13 protein-coding genes are annotated in these 16,856 nt (G+C 42.1%); all 13 read right to left on the bottom strand.

Translation table 11 applies throughout. From position 1 onward, the window contains the following. Positions 1-2: 2 nt before the first annotated feature. The 13 genes from mraY to leuO all read right to left on the bottom strand — a co-directional run bounded on the left by mraY (position 3) and on the right by leuO (position 16,152). Positions 3-1,085: a phospho-N-acetylmuramoyl-pentapeptide-transferase gene (mraY, locus tag SLS51_RS16700; protein ID WP_323839782.1), complete on the bottom strand. Its 1,083-nt coding sequence runs from the start codon at positions 1,083-1,085 to the stop codon at positions 3-5. After that, complete coding sequence (murF, locus tag SLS51_RS16695) at positions 1,079-2,458, bottom strand: UDP-N-acetylmuramoyl-tripeptide--D-alanyl-D-alanine ligase (RefSeq protein ID WP_323839781.1); 1,380 nt, start codon at positions 2,456-2,458, stop codon at positions 1,079-1,081. Before murF ends, mraY begins: the two co-directional genes overlap by 7 nt. Next, positions 2,455-3,942, bottom strand: coding sequence for a UDP-N-acetylmuramoyl-L-alanyl-D-glutamate--2,6-diaminopimelate ligase (gene murE, locus SLS51_RS16690; RefSeq protein ID WP_323839780.1), 1,488 nt, complete (start codon positions 3,940-3,942; stop codon positions 2,455-2,457). The genes murF and murE overlap by 4 nt, the downstream gene beginning before the upstream one ends. After that, positions 3,929-5,695 carry a peptidoglycan glycosyltransferase FtsI gene (locus SLS51_RS16685; RefSeq protein ID WP_011147823.1) on the bottom strand — a complete coding sequence of 589 codons (1,767 nt, stop codon included), beginning with the start codon at positions 5,693-5,695 and terminating at the stop codon, positions 3,929-3,931. Before SLS51_RS16685 ends, murE begins: the two co-directional genes overlap by 14 nt. 28 nt (positions 5,696-5,723) lie before the next feature. Continuing rightward, a complete protein-coding gene (ftsL, locus tag SLS51_RS16680) occupies positions 5,724-6,044 on the bottom strand; it encodes a cell division protein FtsL (protein ID WP_041380284.1) in 321 nt (106 codons plus the stop codon). Next, complete coding sequence (rsmH, locus tag SLS51_RS16675) at positions 6,041-6,985, bottom strand: 16S rRNA (cytosine(1402)-N(4))-methyltransferase RsmH (RefSeq protein ID WP_323839779.1); 945 nt, start codon at positions 6,983-6,985, stop codon at positions 6,041-6,043. Before rsmH ends, ftsL begins: the two co-directional genes overlap by 4 nt. A gap of 2 nt (positions 6,986-6,987) precedes the next feature. Further along, positions 6,988-7,446, bottom strand: coding sequence for a division/cell wall cluster transcriptional repressor MraZ (mraZ, locus tag SLS51_RS16670; RefSeq protein WP_011147826.1), 459 nt, complete (start codon positions 7,444-7,446; stop codon positions 6,988-6,990). Positions 7,447-8,138: 692 nt separating this feature from the next. Next, entirely contained in the window at positions 8,139-9,146 is a 1,008-nt protein-coding gene (gene cra / locus SLS51_RS16665; protein WP_323839778.1) for a catabolite repressor/activator, read from the bottom strand. Between the two features lie 87 nt (positions 9,147-9,233). Beyond that, complete coding sequence (gene ilvN / locus SLS51_RS16660) at positions 9,234-9,725, bottom strand: acetolactate synthase small subunit (RefSeq protein ID WP_011147828.1); 492 nt, start codon at positions 9,723-9,725, stop codon at positions 9,234-9,236. A 2-nt stretch (positions 9,726-9,727) separates the two neighbouring features. Then, a complete protein-coding gene (ilvI, locus tag SLS51_RS16655) occupies positions 9,728-11,455 on the bottom strand; it encodes an acetolactate synthase 3 large subunit (protein WP_323839777.1) in 1,728 nt (575 codons plus the stop codon). 849 nt (positions 11,456-12,304) lie between these two features. After that, positions 12,305-12,871 carry an RBBP9/YdeN family alpha/beta hydrolase gene (locus SLS51_RS16650; RefSeq protein WP_323839776.1) on the bottom strand — a complete coding sequence of 189 codons (567 nt, stop codon included), beginning with the start codon at positions 12,869-12,871 and terminating at the stop codon, positions 12,305-12,307. 299 nt (positions 12,872-13,170) lie between these two features. Continuing rightward, entirely contained in the window at positions 13,171-14,970 is a 1,800-nt protein-coding gene (locus SLS51_RS16645; protein ID WP_323839799.1) for an AMP-dependent synthetase/ligase, read from the bottom strand. Positions 14,971-15,207: 237 nt separating this feature from the next. Then, positions 15,208-16,152: a transcriptional regulator LeuO gene (gene leuO, locus SLS51_RS16640; protein ID WP_214086800.1), complete on the bottom strand. Its 945-nt coding sequence runs from the start codon at positions 16,150-16,152 to the stop codon at positions 15,208-15,210. Between the last annotated feature and the right edge of the window lie 704 nt (positions 16,153-16,856).

Genomic DNA, 16,856 nt, shown 5'->3' with positions numbered 1-16,856 from the left:
GATTAACGTACCTTCAATGTTGCCAAGCCAATCAGCACTAGCATCAGAGAAATAATCCAAAAACGCACAATAACACGCGGTTCTGGCCAGCCTTTCAATTCATAATGATGGTGAATAGGTGCCATACGGAAAATACGCTGCCCGCGCAGTTTAAAAGAACCCACCTGTAAAATAACTGACAGGGTTTCCACCACAAATACACCGCCCATAATCACCAGTAGAAACTCTTGGCGTAGCAATACCGCAATCGTCCCCAGTGCACCGCCTAATGCCAAAGAGCCCACATCCCCCATGAAAACCTGAGCCGGGTAAGTGTTGAACCACAAGAAACCGAGTCCTGCGCCAACAATCGCAGTACAGACGATAACCAGTTCACCAGCATGGCTCAGATAAGGGATATGCAGATAGTTAGCAAAATTGACATTACCTGTCGCCCATGCCACCAAAGCAAAACCTGCTGCAACAAAAACGGTTGGCATAATTGCCAAACCATCCAATCCGTCGGTCAAATTCACTGCATTACTGGTTCCGACAATCACAAAGTAGGTCAACAGAATGTAAAGTACACCCAGTTGCGGCATCACATCTTTAAAGAATGGCACGACCAATTGCGTTGCAGGAGTATCTTTACCGACGCTGTACATTGCAAACGCCACCCCTAATGCCAGGACGGACTGCCAGAAATACTTCCAACGGGCAATCAACCCCTTAGTATCTTTGCGCACGACTTTGCGGTAATCATCCACGAAACCAACAATGCCGTAACCAATCAGCACAATCAGCACGCACCAAACATAGGGGTTATTCAAGCGCACCCACAACAATGTAGAAATCGTAATTGAAAGCAAGATCAGCAAACCACCCATCGTCGGCGTACCACGTTTGCTAAAGTGAGATTCCGGCCCATCGTTGCGAACAACCTGCCCAATTTGTAATTTTTGCAGGAAGGCGATCATGCGCGGCCCCATCCACAATGCGATAGCCAAAGCAGTCAGCAGGCTGACGATAGCCCTAAACGTCAAGTAAGAAAAGACGTTAAAGCCGGAGTGATATTTGACCAAATATTCGGCCAGCCAAACTAACATGTGAAGCTCTCCTGTAATGCGTGGACAACATCTTCCATCGTGGTATTGCGTGAACCTTTAACTAACACTGAAATGACCTTGTGTTGTCGTAATAGTGGAACCAATGTTGCAATCAATGCGGCTTTATCCGCAAAATGCTGACCACAACCGCTCGCTTCACTAACATGAATACTTAATTTACCGACACTGAACACACTATCGATACCGCAAGAAGCTGCGGTTTCACCAATCTGACGATGGTAATCTGCTGACTGTTCACCCAATGCCCCTATATCGCCAACAACCATCACTCGGTAACCCGGCATCTGTGATAACACTTGAACCGCAACGGTCATTGAACCAACATTGGCGTTATACGTGTCATCAAGCAGCAATTTTCCTTCTGCCAGATTGATTGGAAACAACCGCCCCGGTACCGCTTTCAGCTCCGACAAGCCCAGACGAATATCTCGCAGGGTTGCACCAACAGAGATTGCCAACGCACTGGCCGCTAACGCATTGGCGACATTGTGTTTCCCAGGCAACGGCAAGTTGATTTCTATGCTGCCAATAGGCGTGTGCAGACAAAAATCCGTCGTCAGTTGTTTAACCTGAATATCCGTAGCGTAAAAATCAGCGCCTGATGCTTGTTGCATGGAAAAACGCTGTACGGTTTTGTCACCAATAACCTGTTGCCAGTGAGTCCAATCATTGCTTTCCAGATTGATAATCGCCGTACCTTTTTCTGGAAGGCCAGTAAAAATCTCGCCCTTAGCTTTTGCAATACTCACAAGAGAACCAAAATCCGCTAAATGCGCAGCAAACAGATTATTGACTAATGCCGTTTCCGGCCGAGCCATTTCTGCGGTATAGGCAATTTCACCAACATGGCTTGCCCCTAATTCAACCACAGCGAATTCATGTTGTTCTGTCAGTCTGAACAATGTCAGCGGCACACCGATATCATTATTCAGGTTACCTGCGGTATAGAGCGTGTTGCCACATTGGCGCAAAATCGCTGCGGTCATCTCTTTTACCGATGTTTTGCCGGACGAACCCGTCAACGCAACAACACGGGCATTACTCTGCTGGCGAACCCAACTCGCTAATTTACCCATTGCTAAACGCGTATCTTTAACCACGACCTGTGGAAAGTTAATATCCAATACGCGGCTGACGAGCAAAGCACCAGCACCGGCTTTTACTGCATCAGCAAAAAAATCATGCGCATCAAAGCGCTCACCTTTCAAGGCAATAAACAGACTGCCATTGCCAACCCGACGGCTGTCAGTAGTCACATCACTGATACAAATATTTGCAGCCTGTTGTTCAGTCACCTGATTCAATACGCCATCTGTTACTTGTGCTAGTTGTTGCAAAGTGAGGGAAATCATGAAATTACCCCCAGTAACCGAGCAACAGTTAACCGATCCGAGTAATCCAAGCGGCGATGGCCGACCAATTGATAATCTTCATGGCCTTTACCCGCTATCAATACAACATCATCTGCTTTTGCCTGCATAATAGCGTTGGTTACCGCTTCAACACGGCCATGAATCGCTATCGCTCTCCCCGGATCAAGCAAACCCGTCAGAATATCAGCAATAATCGCCGGTGGTTCTTCATTGCGCGGATTATCATCAGTAACAATCACATAATCGGCCCACTGCTCTGCAACGCCCCCCATCAATGGACGTTTACCTTTATCACGATCACCACCACAACCAAAAACACACCAAAGCTTACCTTGACAATGCAAACGTGCAGCCATCAAAGCTTTTTCCAACGCATCAGGTGTGTGAGCATAATCAACAACAACAATGGGTTTGCCTGGTGCAGTGAATACTTCCATTCGTCCACAAACAGGTTCCAGACAGGAAGCTGTTTCAAGCAGTTTTTCCAATGGATAATCCAGAGCTAATAGGGTGGAAAGTGCCAACAACAGGTTGCTAACATTAAATGCCCCCATTAGGGAACTATCAATTGTACCGCCCCCCCAACTAGACTCGAAGGTGATAGATACCCCTTTATCGTGATACTTTATTTCACGCGCTGCCAACCAACGGCCCTGCCAATTTTCCGGCAGACGGTTTTCCATCGTTACAGCAACCGCTTGTGGTAAACGGGATAACCATTTCAATCCAATCTCATCATCAGCATTAATAATTTGTTGCTTCACATTATGAGTGGAAAATAGCAGCCATTTAGCGGCTTCGTAGTGTTCCATATCACCATGATAATCAAGATGGTCACGGCTCAAATTGGTAAACACTGCCGCCTCAAACGGCAACGCAGCCACACGCCCCTGAACCAGTCCATGAGAAGAGACTTCCATTGCCGCAAAAGTCGCCTCTTGCCGAACAAGTTGTTGCAAATCCAGTTGGATATCAACAGCAGAGCCTGTGGTATTTTCACTTGGCGCCACACGCCCCAGTAAACCATTGCCAACCGTTCCCATCACGGCACTGGTTTCCCCTAACCCGTGGCTCCACTGCGCAAGTAATTGAGTAGTGGTTGTTTTACCATTGGTTCCGGTTACACCAATCAAGTGCAATTTATCACCGGGGTGACAATAAAACTCACCAGCTAACTGTGACAACTTATTATTCAAATCGTTCACATAAACAACCGGAACACCATGCATAATTTGTACGGTTCCGTTATCAACCTCGCCTTGGGCTTCTGCAATAACCGCCGCAACCCCTTGTGCGATGGCTTGAGGAATGTAGTGTCGACCATCTGTCTGGTGCCCTTTAATAGCAACAAACAGATCTCCGGCAGACGATTTACGGCTGTCCAATGTCATTTCGCGTAACTCACGCACTGGGGCGTCAATACCCAACGGCGCGAGTAAATCGCGTAGATTACGATCTGCCACCTGTATCCTCTTTCTTATTAATCACAAATTCGTTTTTATCACCTGCCGCCAAAGCATCTGGCTCCACATTCATGATGCGTAGAACGCCCCCCATAATGGCACCAAATACCGGCGCAGAAACCACACCGCCGTAATACTTACCTGTCAGTGGATCATTAATGATCACAACCAGTGCAAATCTTGGATTACTTGCAGGGGCAACACCTGCGGCGTAAGAGATATATCGACTAGCATATTTGCCATCCGGCCCAACTTTCTTAGCTGTACCCGTCTTGATTGCAATCCGATAACCTTTTATCGCAGCTCGCACTCCGCCGCCGCCGGGCAGAGCCACACTTTCCATCATATGAACGACTGTTCGCATAATAGGCTCAGGAAATACTCTTGTGCCTGGCACAGGTGGATCAACTTTGGTAATTGACAGAGGACGATAAATACCCAAGCTACCAATCGTTGCATAGACCCGCGCTAACTGTAATGGTGTTACCATCAGCCCATAACCGTAAGAAAAGGTCGCTCTATCAAGATCTGACCACCGTTGTTTTCCTGTTGGATATAAGCCACTGCTTTCTCCAACCAACCCCAGATTGGTCGCCTTTCCTAACCCAAAACGTGAATAAACATCCACCAATTCTGTCGCGGGCATCGCCAACGCTAGCTTAGAAACACCGACGTTACTCGATTTTTGTAAAATACCAGTGATAGATAATTCTGGATAACGGGATACGTCTCTGATTTCCTTACCGCTTATCCTATAAGGTACTGTATTAATAACAGTATTTTCTTTGATGATACCATCATTCAGCGCAGCCATTACCACCATCGGCTTAACAGTGGAACCTGGCTCGAAAATATCGGTGATAGCCCGGTTACGCATGACTTCTTTTGGCGTATTGATGCGATTATTTGGGTTATAAGATGGGCTGTTTGCCATTGCCAGCACTTCTCCGGTATTAACATCCACCAACACCGCTGTACCGGATTCTGCTTTGTTAAAGGCCACCGCATTGGTTAATTCGCGGTAAACCAGCGCCTGTAAACGTTCATCAATACTCAATACCAGATTGTGGGCCGCCAGACTATCAACAGATGAGATATCTTCGATGACACGACCAAAGCGATCTTTACGTACAGTCCGCTCACCCGGTTGACCTGTCAACCAACGATCAAAACTTTTCTCTACGCCTTCAATACCCTGACCATCAACGTTGGTCACGCCAATAATATGTGCCGTTACCTGACCTGACGGGTAATAACGCCGGGATTCCTGACGTAAATAAATCCCCGGCAATTTCAGTTTATGAATGTAATCGCCAACCGATGGGTTAACCTGACGCGCTAAATAAACAAAACGGCCTTTTGGATTAGCGCTAACTTTGTCGTTAAGTTGTTCAAGAGGTAAATTAATGGCATCAGATAAAGCTTTCCAGCGGGTATCATCCGTAATACCCCCTTTTTCAAATACCTCTTTCGGATCTGCCCAAACAGCATTGACTGGAACGCTGACAGCCAGAGGTCGCCCCATTCGGTCACTGATCATACCGCGAGCGGTAGGGATTGATTGCACGCGCAGGGAACGTAAATCACCTTCTTTAACCAGTTGATCCGGATTGATGACCTGCAAATAAGTCACTCTCAGCAATAAGGCAATTAAAGCTACGGCAATCCCCCCGCATAACAAAGCAAAACGCCAGCTAACAAAACTGGCTTTATCTTCTTGCCTTTTTAACTTCACGGAGCGTACTGCTTTCATCTCTTACCTTTTTAATAATTAAATTAACTCACTGTGAAACAACAATGTTTTCCTGAGCAGGATTAACATGCTGCATATGCATTTTTTCAACAGCTATCCGCTCAACCCGGCTGTGATCACCCAAGGCATTTTCTTCGAGGATCAAATTGCGCCACTCGATATCTAATGCATCACGTTCCACCACCAGATGTTCTCTTTCAGCCGTCAACAAGCGGGTTTCATGTGCAGTGGTTACAACAACTATGGCCGAAACCAATACAACGACTAGAAGAATTAACGGTATCTTGGCATTCTTAAGCAAATCGCTGCCGATAATACCGGTTAATCCGTGACGTTCACCTGCCATTATTCACTAACTTTTTCAGCAAAACGCAAAACAGAACTACGAGCCCGAGGGTTATCAGCCACTTCTTCCTCTGAAGGTTTCATCTTGCTAATCGATTTCAAGCTACGCCCACCCCGTGCTTTCAATTGCTCTTCTGTGAGTGGCAATCCTGCCGGTACTTGTGGCCCTCGACTATTCTGACGAATAAATCGTTTAACAATACGATCTTCCAGCGAATGGAAACTAATCACTGAAAGTCTCCCCTGCGGTGCTAGCACTTGTAATGCGCCCTCCAGCGCCTGCTCAATCTCTTCCAGCTCACTATTGATATAGATCCTAATAGCCTGGAAGCTCCTGGTTGCTGGATGCTTATATTTTTCTTTTACCGGGCTGGCCTGAGCAATCAAATCGGCTAGCGCTTTTGTTCGGGTAATTGGCTCTTCCTGATTGCGTGCCACAATTGCTCTGGCAATGCGTTTGGCGAAACGCTCTTCACCAAATGTTTTCAATACCCAAGCAATATCATCTGCTGTTGCGTTCATCAGCCATTCTGCTGCTGACTGCCCGCGAGTCGGGTCCATCCGCATATCTAGCGGCCCATCACGCATAAAAGAAAAACCGCGTTCCGGATCATCCAACTGAGGCGAAGAAACACCTAAATCCAGCAATACACCATCAATTTTACCGATTAGCCCGGCTTTTTCTGTATAGTGAGCCAATTTAGAAAATGGCCCATGTACAATTGAAAAACGTGGATCTGTGATCGCTTTCGCCACTTCAATCGCCTGAGGATCTCGATCAATGGCAATTAAGCGACCTGCTGTCCCCAATTGCGACAAAATCAGACGTGAATGCCCTCCACGGCCAAATGTGCCATCAATATAGATGCCATTTTCACGAATATTCAGTCCGTTGACTGCTTCATCCAACAATACGCTGGTATGTTTAAAATGACTATTTGCCATATTTATAGTGATAATTCCTGTAGCCGTACTGATAAAGGTTCCTGTGTGGATTGCTCAGCCGCAATATCATCTTTAACCTGTTGATACCAAGCCTGTTCATCCCACAGTTCAAATTTGTTGAACTGACCAACCAGCATGACCTCTTTAACTAGCCCTGCATGCTGACGCAATGTATTAGCTAACAAAAGACGTCCTGCACTATCCATCTGGCATTCACTGGCATGACCTAAAAGCAAACGTTGCACCCGACGCTCCGCCGGATTCATGCTGGATAAGCGAGAAAGTTTTTCTTCAATAATTTCCCATTCAGATAATGTATAAAGCAACAAGCACGGTTGATGAAGGTCAATGGTACAAACCATTTGCCCTTGTGATTCCTCATTTAGCATAGCCCGGTATCGGGTAGGTACGGTGAGCCGCCCCTTGCTATCGAGATTTATCTGCGTTGCTCCACGAAACATCACGAAACATCCTCAGGTCGCCCTGGTGATCAAAAATTACCACTTTATCCCACTAATCCCCACAATAAGGAGTTTACGGATGGGACGAAAACCTTGTCAAGCCAGAGCAGATGCGCTTTAGCTATATTTGATGGCAGGATTTTGGCTGTTGGGAGGCATAATTATTAAATTTAGCAATATCAATAATAATTAACACCATGATAATTATGAATAATTTTACAAGCACAGGGAGAATAAATGTTTACGGCAAAATAATAAAAAAATAGTTGTGTGATTAATTTATTTACATAATTTACATTTCATTACTATTTAACCATTGTACACAAATATTTATCATTTCATTTGATGCATTCAACATTAAAACTAACTAGCACCAAAAACACCTCAAGATAAATATTATTAAAATCAATTTAATATATAAAAAACAGTAAAAGACAGGGGTAAATAGACAAATCTCAAACTGAAATAAGCACTGTTCCACGCTCTTCTTGCTACTGAATAATTTATGTATGAATAAAATTGCTATTTGATCACAGTGACTGCTCCCCGCCCGCACTGGGCAAGAAGGGTTTACGACGGTTTTTGCTAAAACACTCAACGTAAGGACTGCTCGAAAGTTGCCCTTACACACTTTTTTTAAGACAAATCTGACAACCAAAACCCCCCATCAGAAAATTAATGAGGGGTTTTTATCATATTTTTCGACTCAGGCTTCCTCGCCGACATAAGTCACGATGTATCCGTGTGATACCTGGCCCTGGCTTCTGCTTTTCATCTAGACTTGCTAACACCAGTTCCAATACCCGTTCAGCAATTTCACGATGACGCTGCGCTACAGAAAGCACTGGACATTCAAGGAAATCCAATAATTCATGATCACCAAAAGTCGCAATAACCAATTGATTTGGTAAACGGCCGCTGTGTTTAAGCGTAACATCCATGACGCCCTGTAACAGGGCAAAAGAGGTGGTGAACAACGCTTGTGGCATTGAATGAGTTTCTAACCATTTGGTGAACACTTCAGCCGCCGCATCACGCTCATAGCTATTTGAGTAAAGATACATCACTTTACGAGGATCATCTTTCCATGCTTCACGGAACCCCTGTTCACGCAGAAAACTGACTGATAATTCAGGTAATGCACCGAGATAAAGCACAGATTCAGCAGGGAATTGACGAAATTCTTGTGCCAACATCTTTGCATCTACAAAATCATCACCCACTACGCTGATAAAATGTTCATTTTCGAGTGCCCGATCGAGAGCAATAATAGGCAAAGAACGATTTGCCCAGCGTTGATAAAAAGGATGCTCCGGTGGTAATGCGGTAGAAACAATAATTGCATCCACCTGACGTTGTAACAGGTGTTCAACACAACGCATTTCATTCTCAGGTTGGTCTTCCGAACAGGCTATCAATAACTGATAGCCACGCTGACGAGCCTGACGTTCCAAATAATTAGCAATACGGGTATAGCTGGTATTTTCTAAATCTGGAATAACCAAACCAATAGAACGGGTACGTCCTGCACGGAGACCGGCTGCCACAGCATTAGGATGGTAGTTATGCTCTCTGACCACTGCCATCACTTTTTCTACCGTTTTATCACTGACACGGTATTGCTTGGCTTTACCATTAATTACATAACTGGCCGTTGTGCGTGAAACACCTGCAAGGCGGGCGATTTCATCCAGTTTCACATTAACTCCTTCATAGACCCAAAAAAGGCCCTACTTTATCGCAGAGCCTGATAAATGTATGCACATAGCCCCGCAGTTTGCGATTTTTCATCGCATAATTTTATCCCCGCGAGAGACACCGACAATACCCGAACGAGCAACTTCAACAATTTCAGCAACATCCCGAACAGCATCGAGAAAGGCATCCAATTTATCACTGGTTCCCACCAACTGTACGGTATATAAGGTCGCAGTCACATCAACGATCTGCCCACGGAAGATGTCAGTACTGCGCTTTATCTCTTCACGTCCATATCCACTGGCCTGCAATTTGACTAGCATAATCTCACGCTCTACATGAGAACCCGGTGCCAACTCGCTGACTCGTAACACATCCACCAACTTGTGCAACTGTTTTTCAATCTGTTCAAGTACCCTTGCATCGCCCTTAGTCTGAATTGTCATCCGCGATAATGTCGGATCATCAGTTGGGGCGACAGTTAAACTTTCAATGTTGTAGCCACGCTGGGAAAACAGACCAACAACCCGGGACAGAGCCCCTGACTCGTTTTCGAGTAATACAGATAAAATCCGGCGCATAATCAGGTTCTCTCCGTTTTGCTTAACCACATCTCATCCATTGCTCCTCCACGGATCTGCATAGGATATACATGTTCAGTTTCATCCACTGTGACATCAACAAATACCAATCGCTGATTTTCAGTCACCTCTTTCAAGGCTTCGGCCAATTTACTTTCCAATTCATCATAACGTTGAATAGAAATACCAACATGACCGTAAGCTTCAGCCAATTTGACAAAATCAGGCAAGGATTCCATATAAGATTGAGAATGACGACCGGCATAAATCATATCTTGCCATTGTTTTATCATCCCCAAGAAACGATTATTCAAGTTAAGAACCAGTACCGGCAACCCATATTGCAACGCGGTAGACAGCTCCTGAATATTCATCTGAATACTGCCATCCCCCGTAACACAGACTACCGTCGCTTCCGGTTTCACCAATTTAACGCCCAAAGCAGCCGGTAAACCAAATCCCATCGTTCCCAAACCACCGGAACTGATCCAACGCCTTGGTTTATCAAATGGGTAATGCAATGCAACAAACATCTGATGCTGCCCAACATCTGAAGTGACGTAAGCTTTCCCCTTCGTCAGACGATAGAGAACCTCGATAGCCGCTTGTGGTTTAATTTTTTCACCACTGCGATCAAAACTGAGACATTTACGGCTACGCCATTGCTGAATAGATAACCACCAATCTTTTAGCGCATCGGGATCTTGTGTATCTTCTACTGTCTCCAGCAACGCCAGCATCTGCCTAAGCACCTGTTTCGCATCACCAACAATAGGTACATCTGCGGAAACCGTTTTCGAAATTGATGTTGGATCAATATCAATATGTAATACCGTTGCTTCCGGGCAATATTTTTCCAGATTATTGGTTGTACGATCATCAAAACGTACACCGACAGCAAAAATGACATCTGAATTATGGATTGCTTTGTTAGCTTCAAATGTACCATGCATACCGAGCATACCTAGGCTTTGCGCATGAGTTGCAGGAAAACTGCCTAATCCCATCAGGGAGCTCACAACAGGGATATTGAATTTTTCTGCCAATACCAGTAATTCTGCTGAACAATCTGCGTTAATCGCCCCCCCGCCTACATATATAACTGGTTTTTTCGCATTCAATAATTTTCTTAATGCCCGCTTAATCTGCCCTTTGTGTCCTTGAATCGTTGGATTATAAGAACGCATACTTATCTGATCAGGATAAATATAGGGTGATTTTACTACCGGATTTACCGTATCTTTCGGTAAATCAATAACGACGGGTCCTGGACGACCGCTGGAAGCTAGATAGAAGGCTTTTTTCAGTACCTTCGGAATATCCTCTGCTTTTTTCACTAAAAAACTGTGTTTTACGATCGGGCGGGATATCCCTACCATGTCACATTCCTGGAATGCATCATTACCAATCAGGGAACTGGCAACTTGACCGGACAATACAACCATCGGAATTGAATCCATATAAGCTGTGGCAATACCGGTAATGGCATTGGTTGCTCCTGGGCCGGAAGTAATCAATACCACACCAACCTTCCCGGTCGAACGAGCATAACCATCAGCCATATGAACTGCCCCCTGCTCATGACGTACCAGAATATGCTCAATGCCCCCAACCGTATGCAGGGCATCATAAATATCCAGTACTGCTCCCCCCGGATAACCGAATATATGCTTAACGCCCTGATCAATTAACGATCGGACGACCATTTCAGCTCCTGATAACATCTCCATAGGTTTTCCTCCAGGCTCTGTTTGCAAGTTAATAAATCGGAAGTTACTTCCACTTTTATTTTAGTAAGACGAATGGCCTCTCAGCGATATATTGATGCTGAGTTAATTAACATAACGCTAGAAACGGGTGTTAGCAATGTGCGTAAAGGCAGAATAGCAACTTTCTAACAATTCAAAATGTCTCTTGTAAGCGTTATCTTACTATTAAAAGGCTAAAGGTAAGTAGAATATGAGTGGCTATACCTAAAAAGAACGACAACGTATAGGCATTATCCAGTATATATGCGATAAAAAACTAAAAAGCAGTTTTCAAAATCGTTTAAGTCGCCGAGGTATGAAGTTGATAAAGGAAATGCAGATAAATGATTCAGATAATTTGACTATCATTTCCTCGTTTTTGGATAGCCACTGCAAATAATTGATTAGGGTAAAATCCATTTACCTCATTTTGATTAGATAATACGATAGAAGCTAACGTTTATTCTTGGAATACCAATCCTATACAATATTTTACTAGAGATAAAAATCGCAATTTCCATACCTATAAAACCTAATTAAATAATAAATCAAATAACGATTAAAAATAGAAAAAATTATTTACACAGTTCATAAAACAGCCCTCAATATTTATAAGAAGGCACAATGCAAAAAGAAATTCCTTAAAAGAATTAATCACTGAGATGGCTATTAACCCTTATGCTTTTTTATTTAATTAGCGGTTTAATTCATACTATCATGAATTTATTTTTTATCGACTATAAATTATATTAATTAAAGCAATTCATTAAAATAGCCAAATTTTCAACAAAAATAAATTTGGCATATTTAAAAAACAACCAAAGTGCTTATTCACAACATTGAATTATCTTTTAATACCTTTTCTAGCTTAGGAAAAACAGTAAAACCGTCGCGATCTAAAAAGTGCCCGCCATCAGGAAAACCATATAATTCAGCCCGGAGCTGCTGACTTAAATTTAATGTAAACTGTGGAGGTACAATCTCATCATTAAGCGATAATATTACTATTCGTTGGTTTATTTTGTGTATAAGGGGACGAAAATCCAAACACTCTTCAGTAAATATACTTAATTCGGGTAAAGTCGATAATTTTTCATAAAATCCTGCAATTAATACAATCCCCCCAATATTTACATTATCAGGTAAAGATGAGATATAACGGAGTGTAGCAATGCAACCCAGACTATGCCCGATAAAAAGTGTTCTTTCGTTAGGATTTGAAATGCTTTCCTGCAATTTTTCTTGCCATAAATGGGGAGAAGGAAAATGAGATTCAGGCATTTCCGGCACAATAACATTGATATTTAACTTTTCATATTGATCTTTAAGCCAAGGAAACCAATGGTGATCAGGGGTTGCTAAAAAACCATGAACAATAACTACATTATTAAAATTCATCAATTCACCTAATTACACAAAATGTATTTTATTTACCATACAAGCTTTATCTTATCCATATAATTTTTCAAAATAAGATAATTATATCCTGACCTAATTATACTTGGATTCACAAAATAATCTTATTAAATATAATTTATCTGCGATTTTAAATCTGAAATAAAATTTATTTTTCCAGTATTTAAGTCTTGAAATCCGGGTATTTTCAGGAAAAACCCAAAGCGGGATATTACTACAATATCCCCCATACTTTCCCTGAATAACTGGTAACACTCACTCTTTGTATAAAATCCCGAAAATCAATCCTGATACATAGATTCAATTTCTTCATAGTAACGCTGCATAATAATTTTCCTCCTCAATTTCAGTGTTGGAGTTAATTCACCCGTTTCCATTGAAAATGGTTTTGGCAGTAATATGAAACGCTTTACCTGATCGAAGTGAGCAAAGTTTTTCTGCATCTCTTTCAAGCGTTGCTCAAACATATCGATAATCTGATTATGGCGCAGTAATTCAACCCGGTCATGATATTTGAGATTAATTGACCTGGCATACTCTTCCAATGCTTCATAACAAGGCACGATAAGAGCCGATACAAATTTACGGGCATCAGCAATAACAGCAACATGCTCAATAAAGCGATCTTGCCCTAACGTACTTTCAATCATTTGAGGGGCAATATATTTACCATTCGATGTTTTCATCAAATCTTTCAGACGTTCAGTAATGAACAAATTACCATTTTCATCCAACTTACCGGCATCACCTGTACGCAACCAACCGTCTTGAGTAAATGCCTTGGTGGTTTCTTGCTGATTATTGAAATAGCCTTTCATCACAATTGGGCCACGCACTTGTATCTCATCTTCTTCACCAATACGGACGTCAATGCCAGGCGATGGTTTACCAATAGAACCAAGTACATAACCTTGCTCTTCCCAACAGGAAACCGTGGCACAAGTCTCTGTCATACCATAACCATATTTGATATTTATCCCAACAGCGAGAAAGAACAGGATAATCGTTTCGTCCAGACGTGCACCAGCAGCAGGTAAAAACCGAACTCTACCCCCCAACACATTCCGTAATTTGCTCAACACCAATTTATCAGCCAGTCGATGCATTGCTGTTGACCAGGGACAGCTTTTTTTACTTTGCAACTTACGTAAAAATTGACGCTCACCACATTTAATCGCCCAATTAAATAGCTTTCTTCGATGCCAAGGAGCCTTAGAAACCTTTTCAAAAACCGCACTATAAATTTTTTCGTAAAATCTCGGCACGGCACACATCACTGTCGGACAGACATCCGCCATAGCTTGACGAACAAAATTAGTGTCGGTCAGATAAACATTTTGTGCCCCTACATGCATGACATAGAAACTCCATGCACGCTCAAAGACATGGGATAACGGCAGAAAACTCAAAGAAATGTCCTGATCAGTTAACGTCAGGATATGATCATGTGAATACAACTGATAGGCTAAATTGCGGTAATCAAGCATGACGCCTTTAGGCTCACCCGTGGTACCAGACGTATAAATAAGTGTAACAAGATCATCCAGATTGTGGTTAGCAATACGGTTTTCCAACTCAGACTGATATTGTAATTCATTATCGGCCATGAAATCAGATAAATGCTGAGCTAATGAACAATCCCGCAAATCGACCGATTCATCTAAGACAATAATGTGACTTAACTGAGGGCAGCATTCTGTCAACGTAATAGCAACATCATACTGCGCCTGCCCACCAACAAACAAAATACGCACACCAGCATCATTAAGTATGAAACCAGCCTGCTCCTGACTACTCGTTGCGTACAGAGGGACAGTGACCGCCCGAAGTTGTAATACAGCGATATCTGCCAATGACCACGCCATGCTGTTATGTGCAAAGAGGCCAATTTTTTCTTGCACATCAATACCAATCTCCAACAATGCCCGGCTAATAGCGTTGGTCTTTTTACCAATATCATTCCAGTTTAGTTCGAGTTGTTCAGCCGGAGACCATTGGCGAAAAGCAATTTTCTCTGGGTGTTGTTTGATTTGTTGTTGCAACCGGTTTATCAAGTGATAAGGATGTAAATTTTTAGTTATCACAATTTTTTTCCTGTTCGAAAAACTTTTTTCTTATCGGAGAAAAAACAGTAGCTTCATTCTCCGATAATACCTTTTCGCATCACTTATTCGCTTTTCAGCTTACAGGTGTTAGCTATTTTCTTGCAGTCTACCGATTCCTGAACAACAGGAAAAGCCTATTTATCAAAAGTTGAAAAATTTGTGATAAAATAAAAAAACTCACCACCCTTATCCAGTAGTGAGTTTTCAAGTTAATTATCTGCCGCTAAGTTGACTCAACAACGATTTCATCCATTGATGCCCTTTATCTTTCGTTGTAGATTCATGCCAAATCAAATAACACGGACGACTTACTTTATCCCACGGTAATGAAACCGCTCTTATTGCTAATTGTTCGCTATAGTGCTCAACTAACCATTTTGGCGCAATCGCAACCAAATAGGTTTGAGAGACAATATGCAACACACTATTCAAATCGGTCCCCTGATAAACCACCGAACGCAAACGTTCACCTCCATCATAATAGGGAACGCTGAATGAACATATATTATCCAATGATACAACGGCATGATGTTCCTCATACAATTGCTGCTCACTAATACTATTTTCAATTCTTGGATGATGATTAGAAACAGCCAAAACCAACTCATCATTGAATAACGGGTAATGATGAAAATCCATACGTTCTAGCTGCGTATAGCTAATGACAAACTCAGTTTCCTGATACCTGAGCTGATGTTCAATATTATCATGCAGATATGATCTAATCGTCACACCCAGATTGGGTGTGTTTTGTTTCACCTGTTCAACTATTTTTGCAGCCAGTCTAATATCTAGAGGGCTACAAATTGAAAGACTAAAAACCCTATCACTATTATCAGGTTCAAAACCAACCCCAGGTAACTCGTTATATACCAGTTGTAATGCCTGACGGACTGGACCAAATAATTGATGGGCTCTTGCCGTCGGTTGTATTCCACGCCCATAACGTACAAATAATTCATCATTGAACATGAGCTTCAAACGAGAAACCGCATTACTGACAGCCGGTTGTGACATTCCTAATATCTGTGCCGCACGTGTTACATTCTGCATTTGCATAACTGCATCAAAAACAGTCAGCAGATTAAGATCCACATTACGTAAATGAATTTCATTTGGATCTTTTTTGGTTGCAGTTACTGAGGTGTATTCAGCCATTGTTTAACTCCACTAAACTCATGCAGATGATCCCAGCTAATAACAAAACATCGGAAATACCTTCATTTATTACTCAGATATTACGATGACTCTAACTATTAACGGGATCAATTGTCTTAATCATTTCGATAACAAATAATTAAGACTCATCCTTGTACAAATCTGAATACGCATAGCTAACCAGCGCATCCCCTTATTAATGTTAAAAATATATAATTTCAATTAGTAGACAATGTATTGCTCATTACTCATTCACAAAAAAGTACAATCATGTTAACAATTTATTCACCCTGCTATTCTGTATATGACGATAAATCAAAGAATTACATAGCTCACAATAAAATTACTCATTTATTATTATTAAACAATTTTATCAGAGTTATTATATTATAGAGTTATTTTCTCAAAGATATATAACATAACTTCCTATTTGTATCTATTTTTCCAATGACAAATGATGTTTTTCGGAAAAATACAAATCGACTTCCAGCTCATCACACACAAAATACTTAATTTTAATTAATCAGTATAATGCGCTATTTTTTATATAAATCTGAGCTTATCATTAAAGCCAAACCAGAACAAAAAAGGATAAAATAAAATCTTTTTAAATATAAACAGATCAACGCTTCAATTTACCACCATGAGAAAAGTAAAACCAAGAATCATATGCCTAAATGAATTCTTGACATCACTTTTAAGAT

The sequence above is a fragment of the Photorhabdus africana genome (assembly GCF_035181445.1).
GTDB classification, from domain to species: Bacteria; Pseudomonadota; Gammaproteobacteria; order Enterobacterales; family Enterobacteriaceae; genus Photorhabdus; species Photorhabdus laumondii.
This window is presented reverse-complemented; position numbering and strand designations above follow the sequence as displayed.

What these genes read in the sequence shown, in the direction of transcription:
- mraZ (WP_011147826.1), bottom strand. Translation starts at nt 7,446, where the DNA reads ATGTTTCGTGGAGCAACGCAGATAAATCTCGATAGCAAGGGGCGGCTC.
- SLS51_RS16650 (WP_323839776.1), bottom strand. Translation starts at nt 12,871, where the DNA reads ATGAATTTTAATAATGTAGTTATTGTTCATGGTTTTTTAGCAACCCCT.
- ilvI (WP_323839777.1), bottom strand. Translation starts at nt 11,455, where the DNA reads ATGGAGATGTTATCAGGAGCTGAAATGGTCGTCCGATCGTTAATTGAT.
- rsmH (WP_323839779.1), bottom strand. Translation starts at nt 6,985, where the DNA reads ATGGCAAATAGTCATTTTAAACATACCAGCGTATTGTTGGATGAAGCA.
- leuO (WP_214086800.1), bottom strand. Translation starts at nt 16,152, where the DNA reads ATGGCTGAATACACCTCAGTAACTGCAACCAAAAAAGATCCAAATGAA.
- SLS51_RS16685 (WP_011147823.1), bottom strand. Translation starts at nt 5,695, where the DNA reads ATGAAAGCAGTACGCTCCGTGAAGTTAAAAAGGCAAGAAGATAAAGCC.
- murF (WP_323839781.1), bottom strand. Translation starts at nt 2,458, where the DNA reads ATGATTTCCCTCACTTTGCAACAACTAGCACAAGTAACAGATGGCGTA.
- ilvN (WP_011147828.1), bottom strand. Translation starts at nt 9,725, where the DNA reads ATGCGCCGGATTTTATCTGTATTACTCGAAAACGAGTCAGGGGCTCTG.
- mraY (WP_323839782.1), bottom strand. Translation starts at nt 1,085, where the DNA reads ATGTTAGTTTGGCTGGCCGAATATTTGGTCAAATATCACTCCGGCTTT.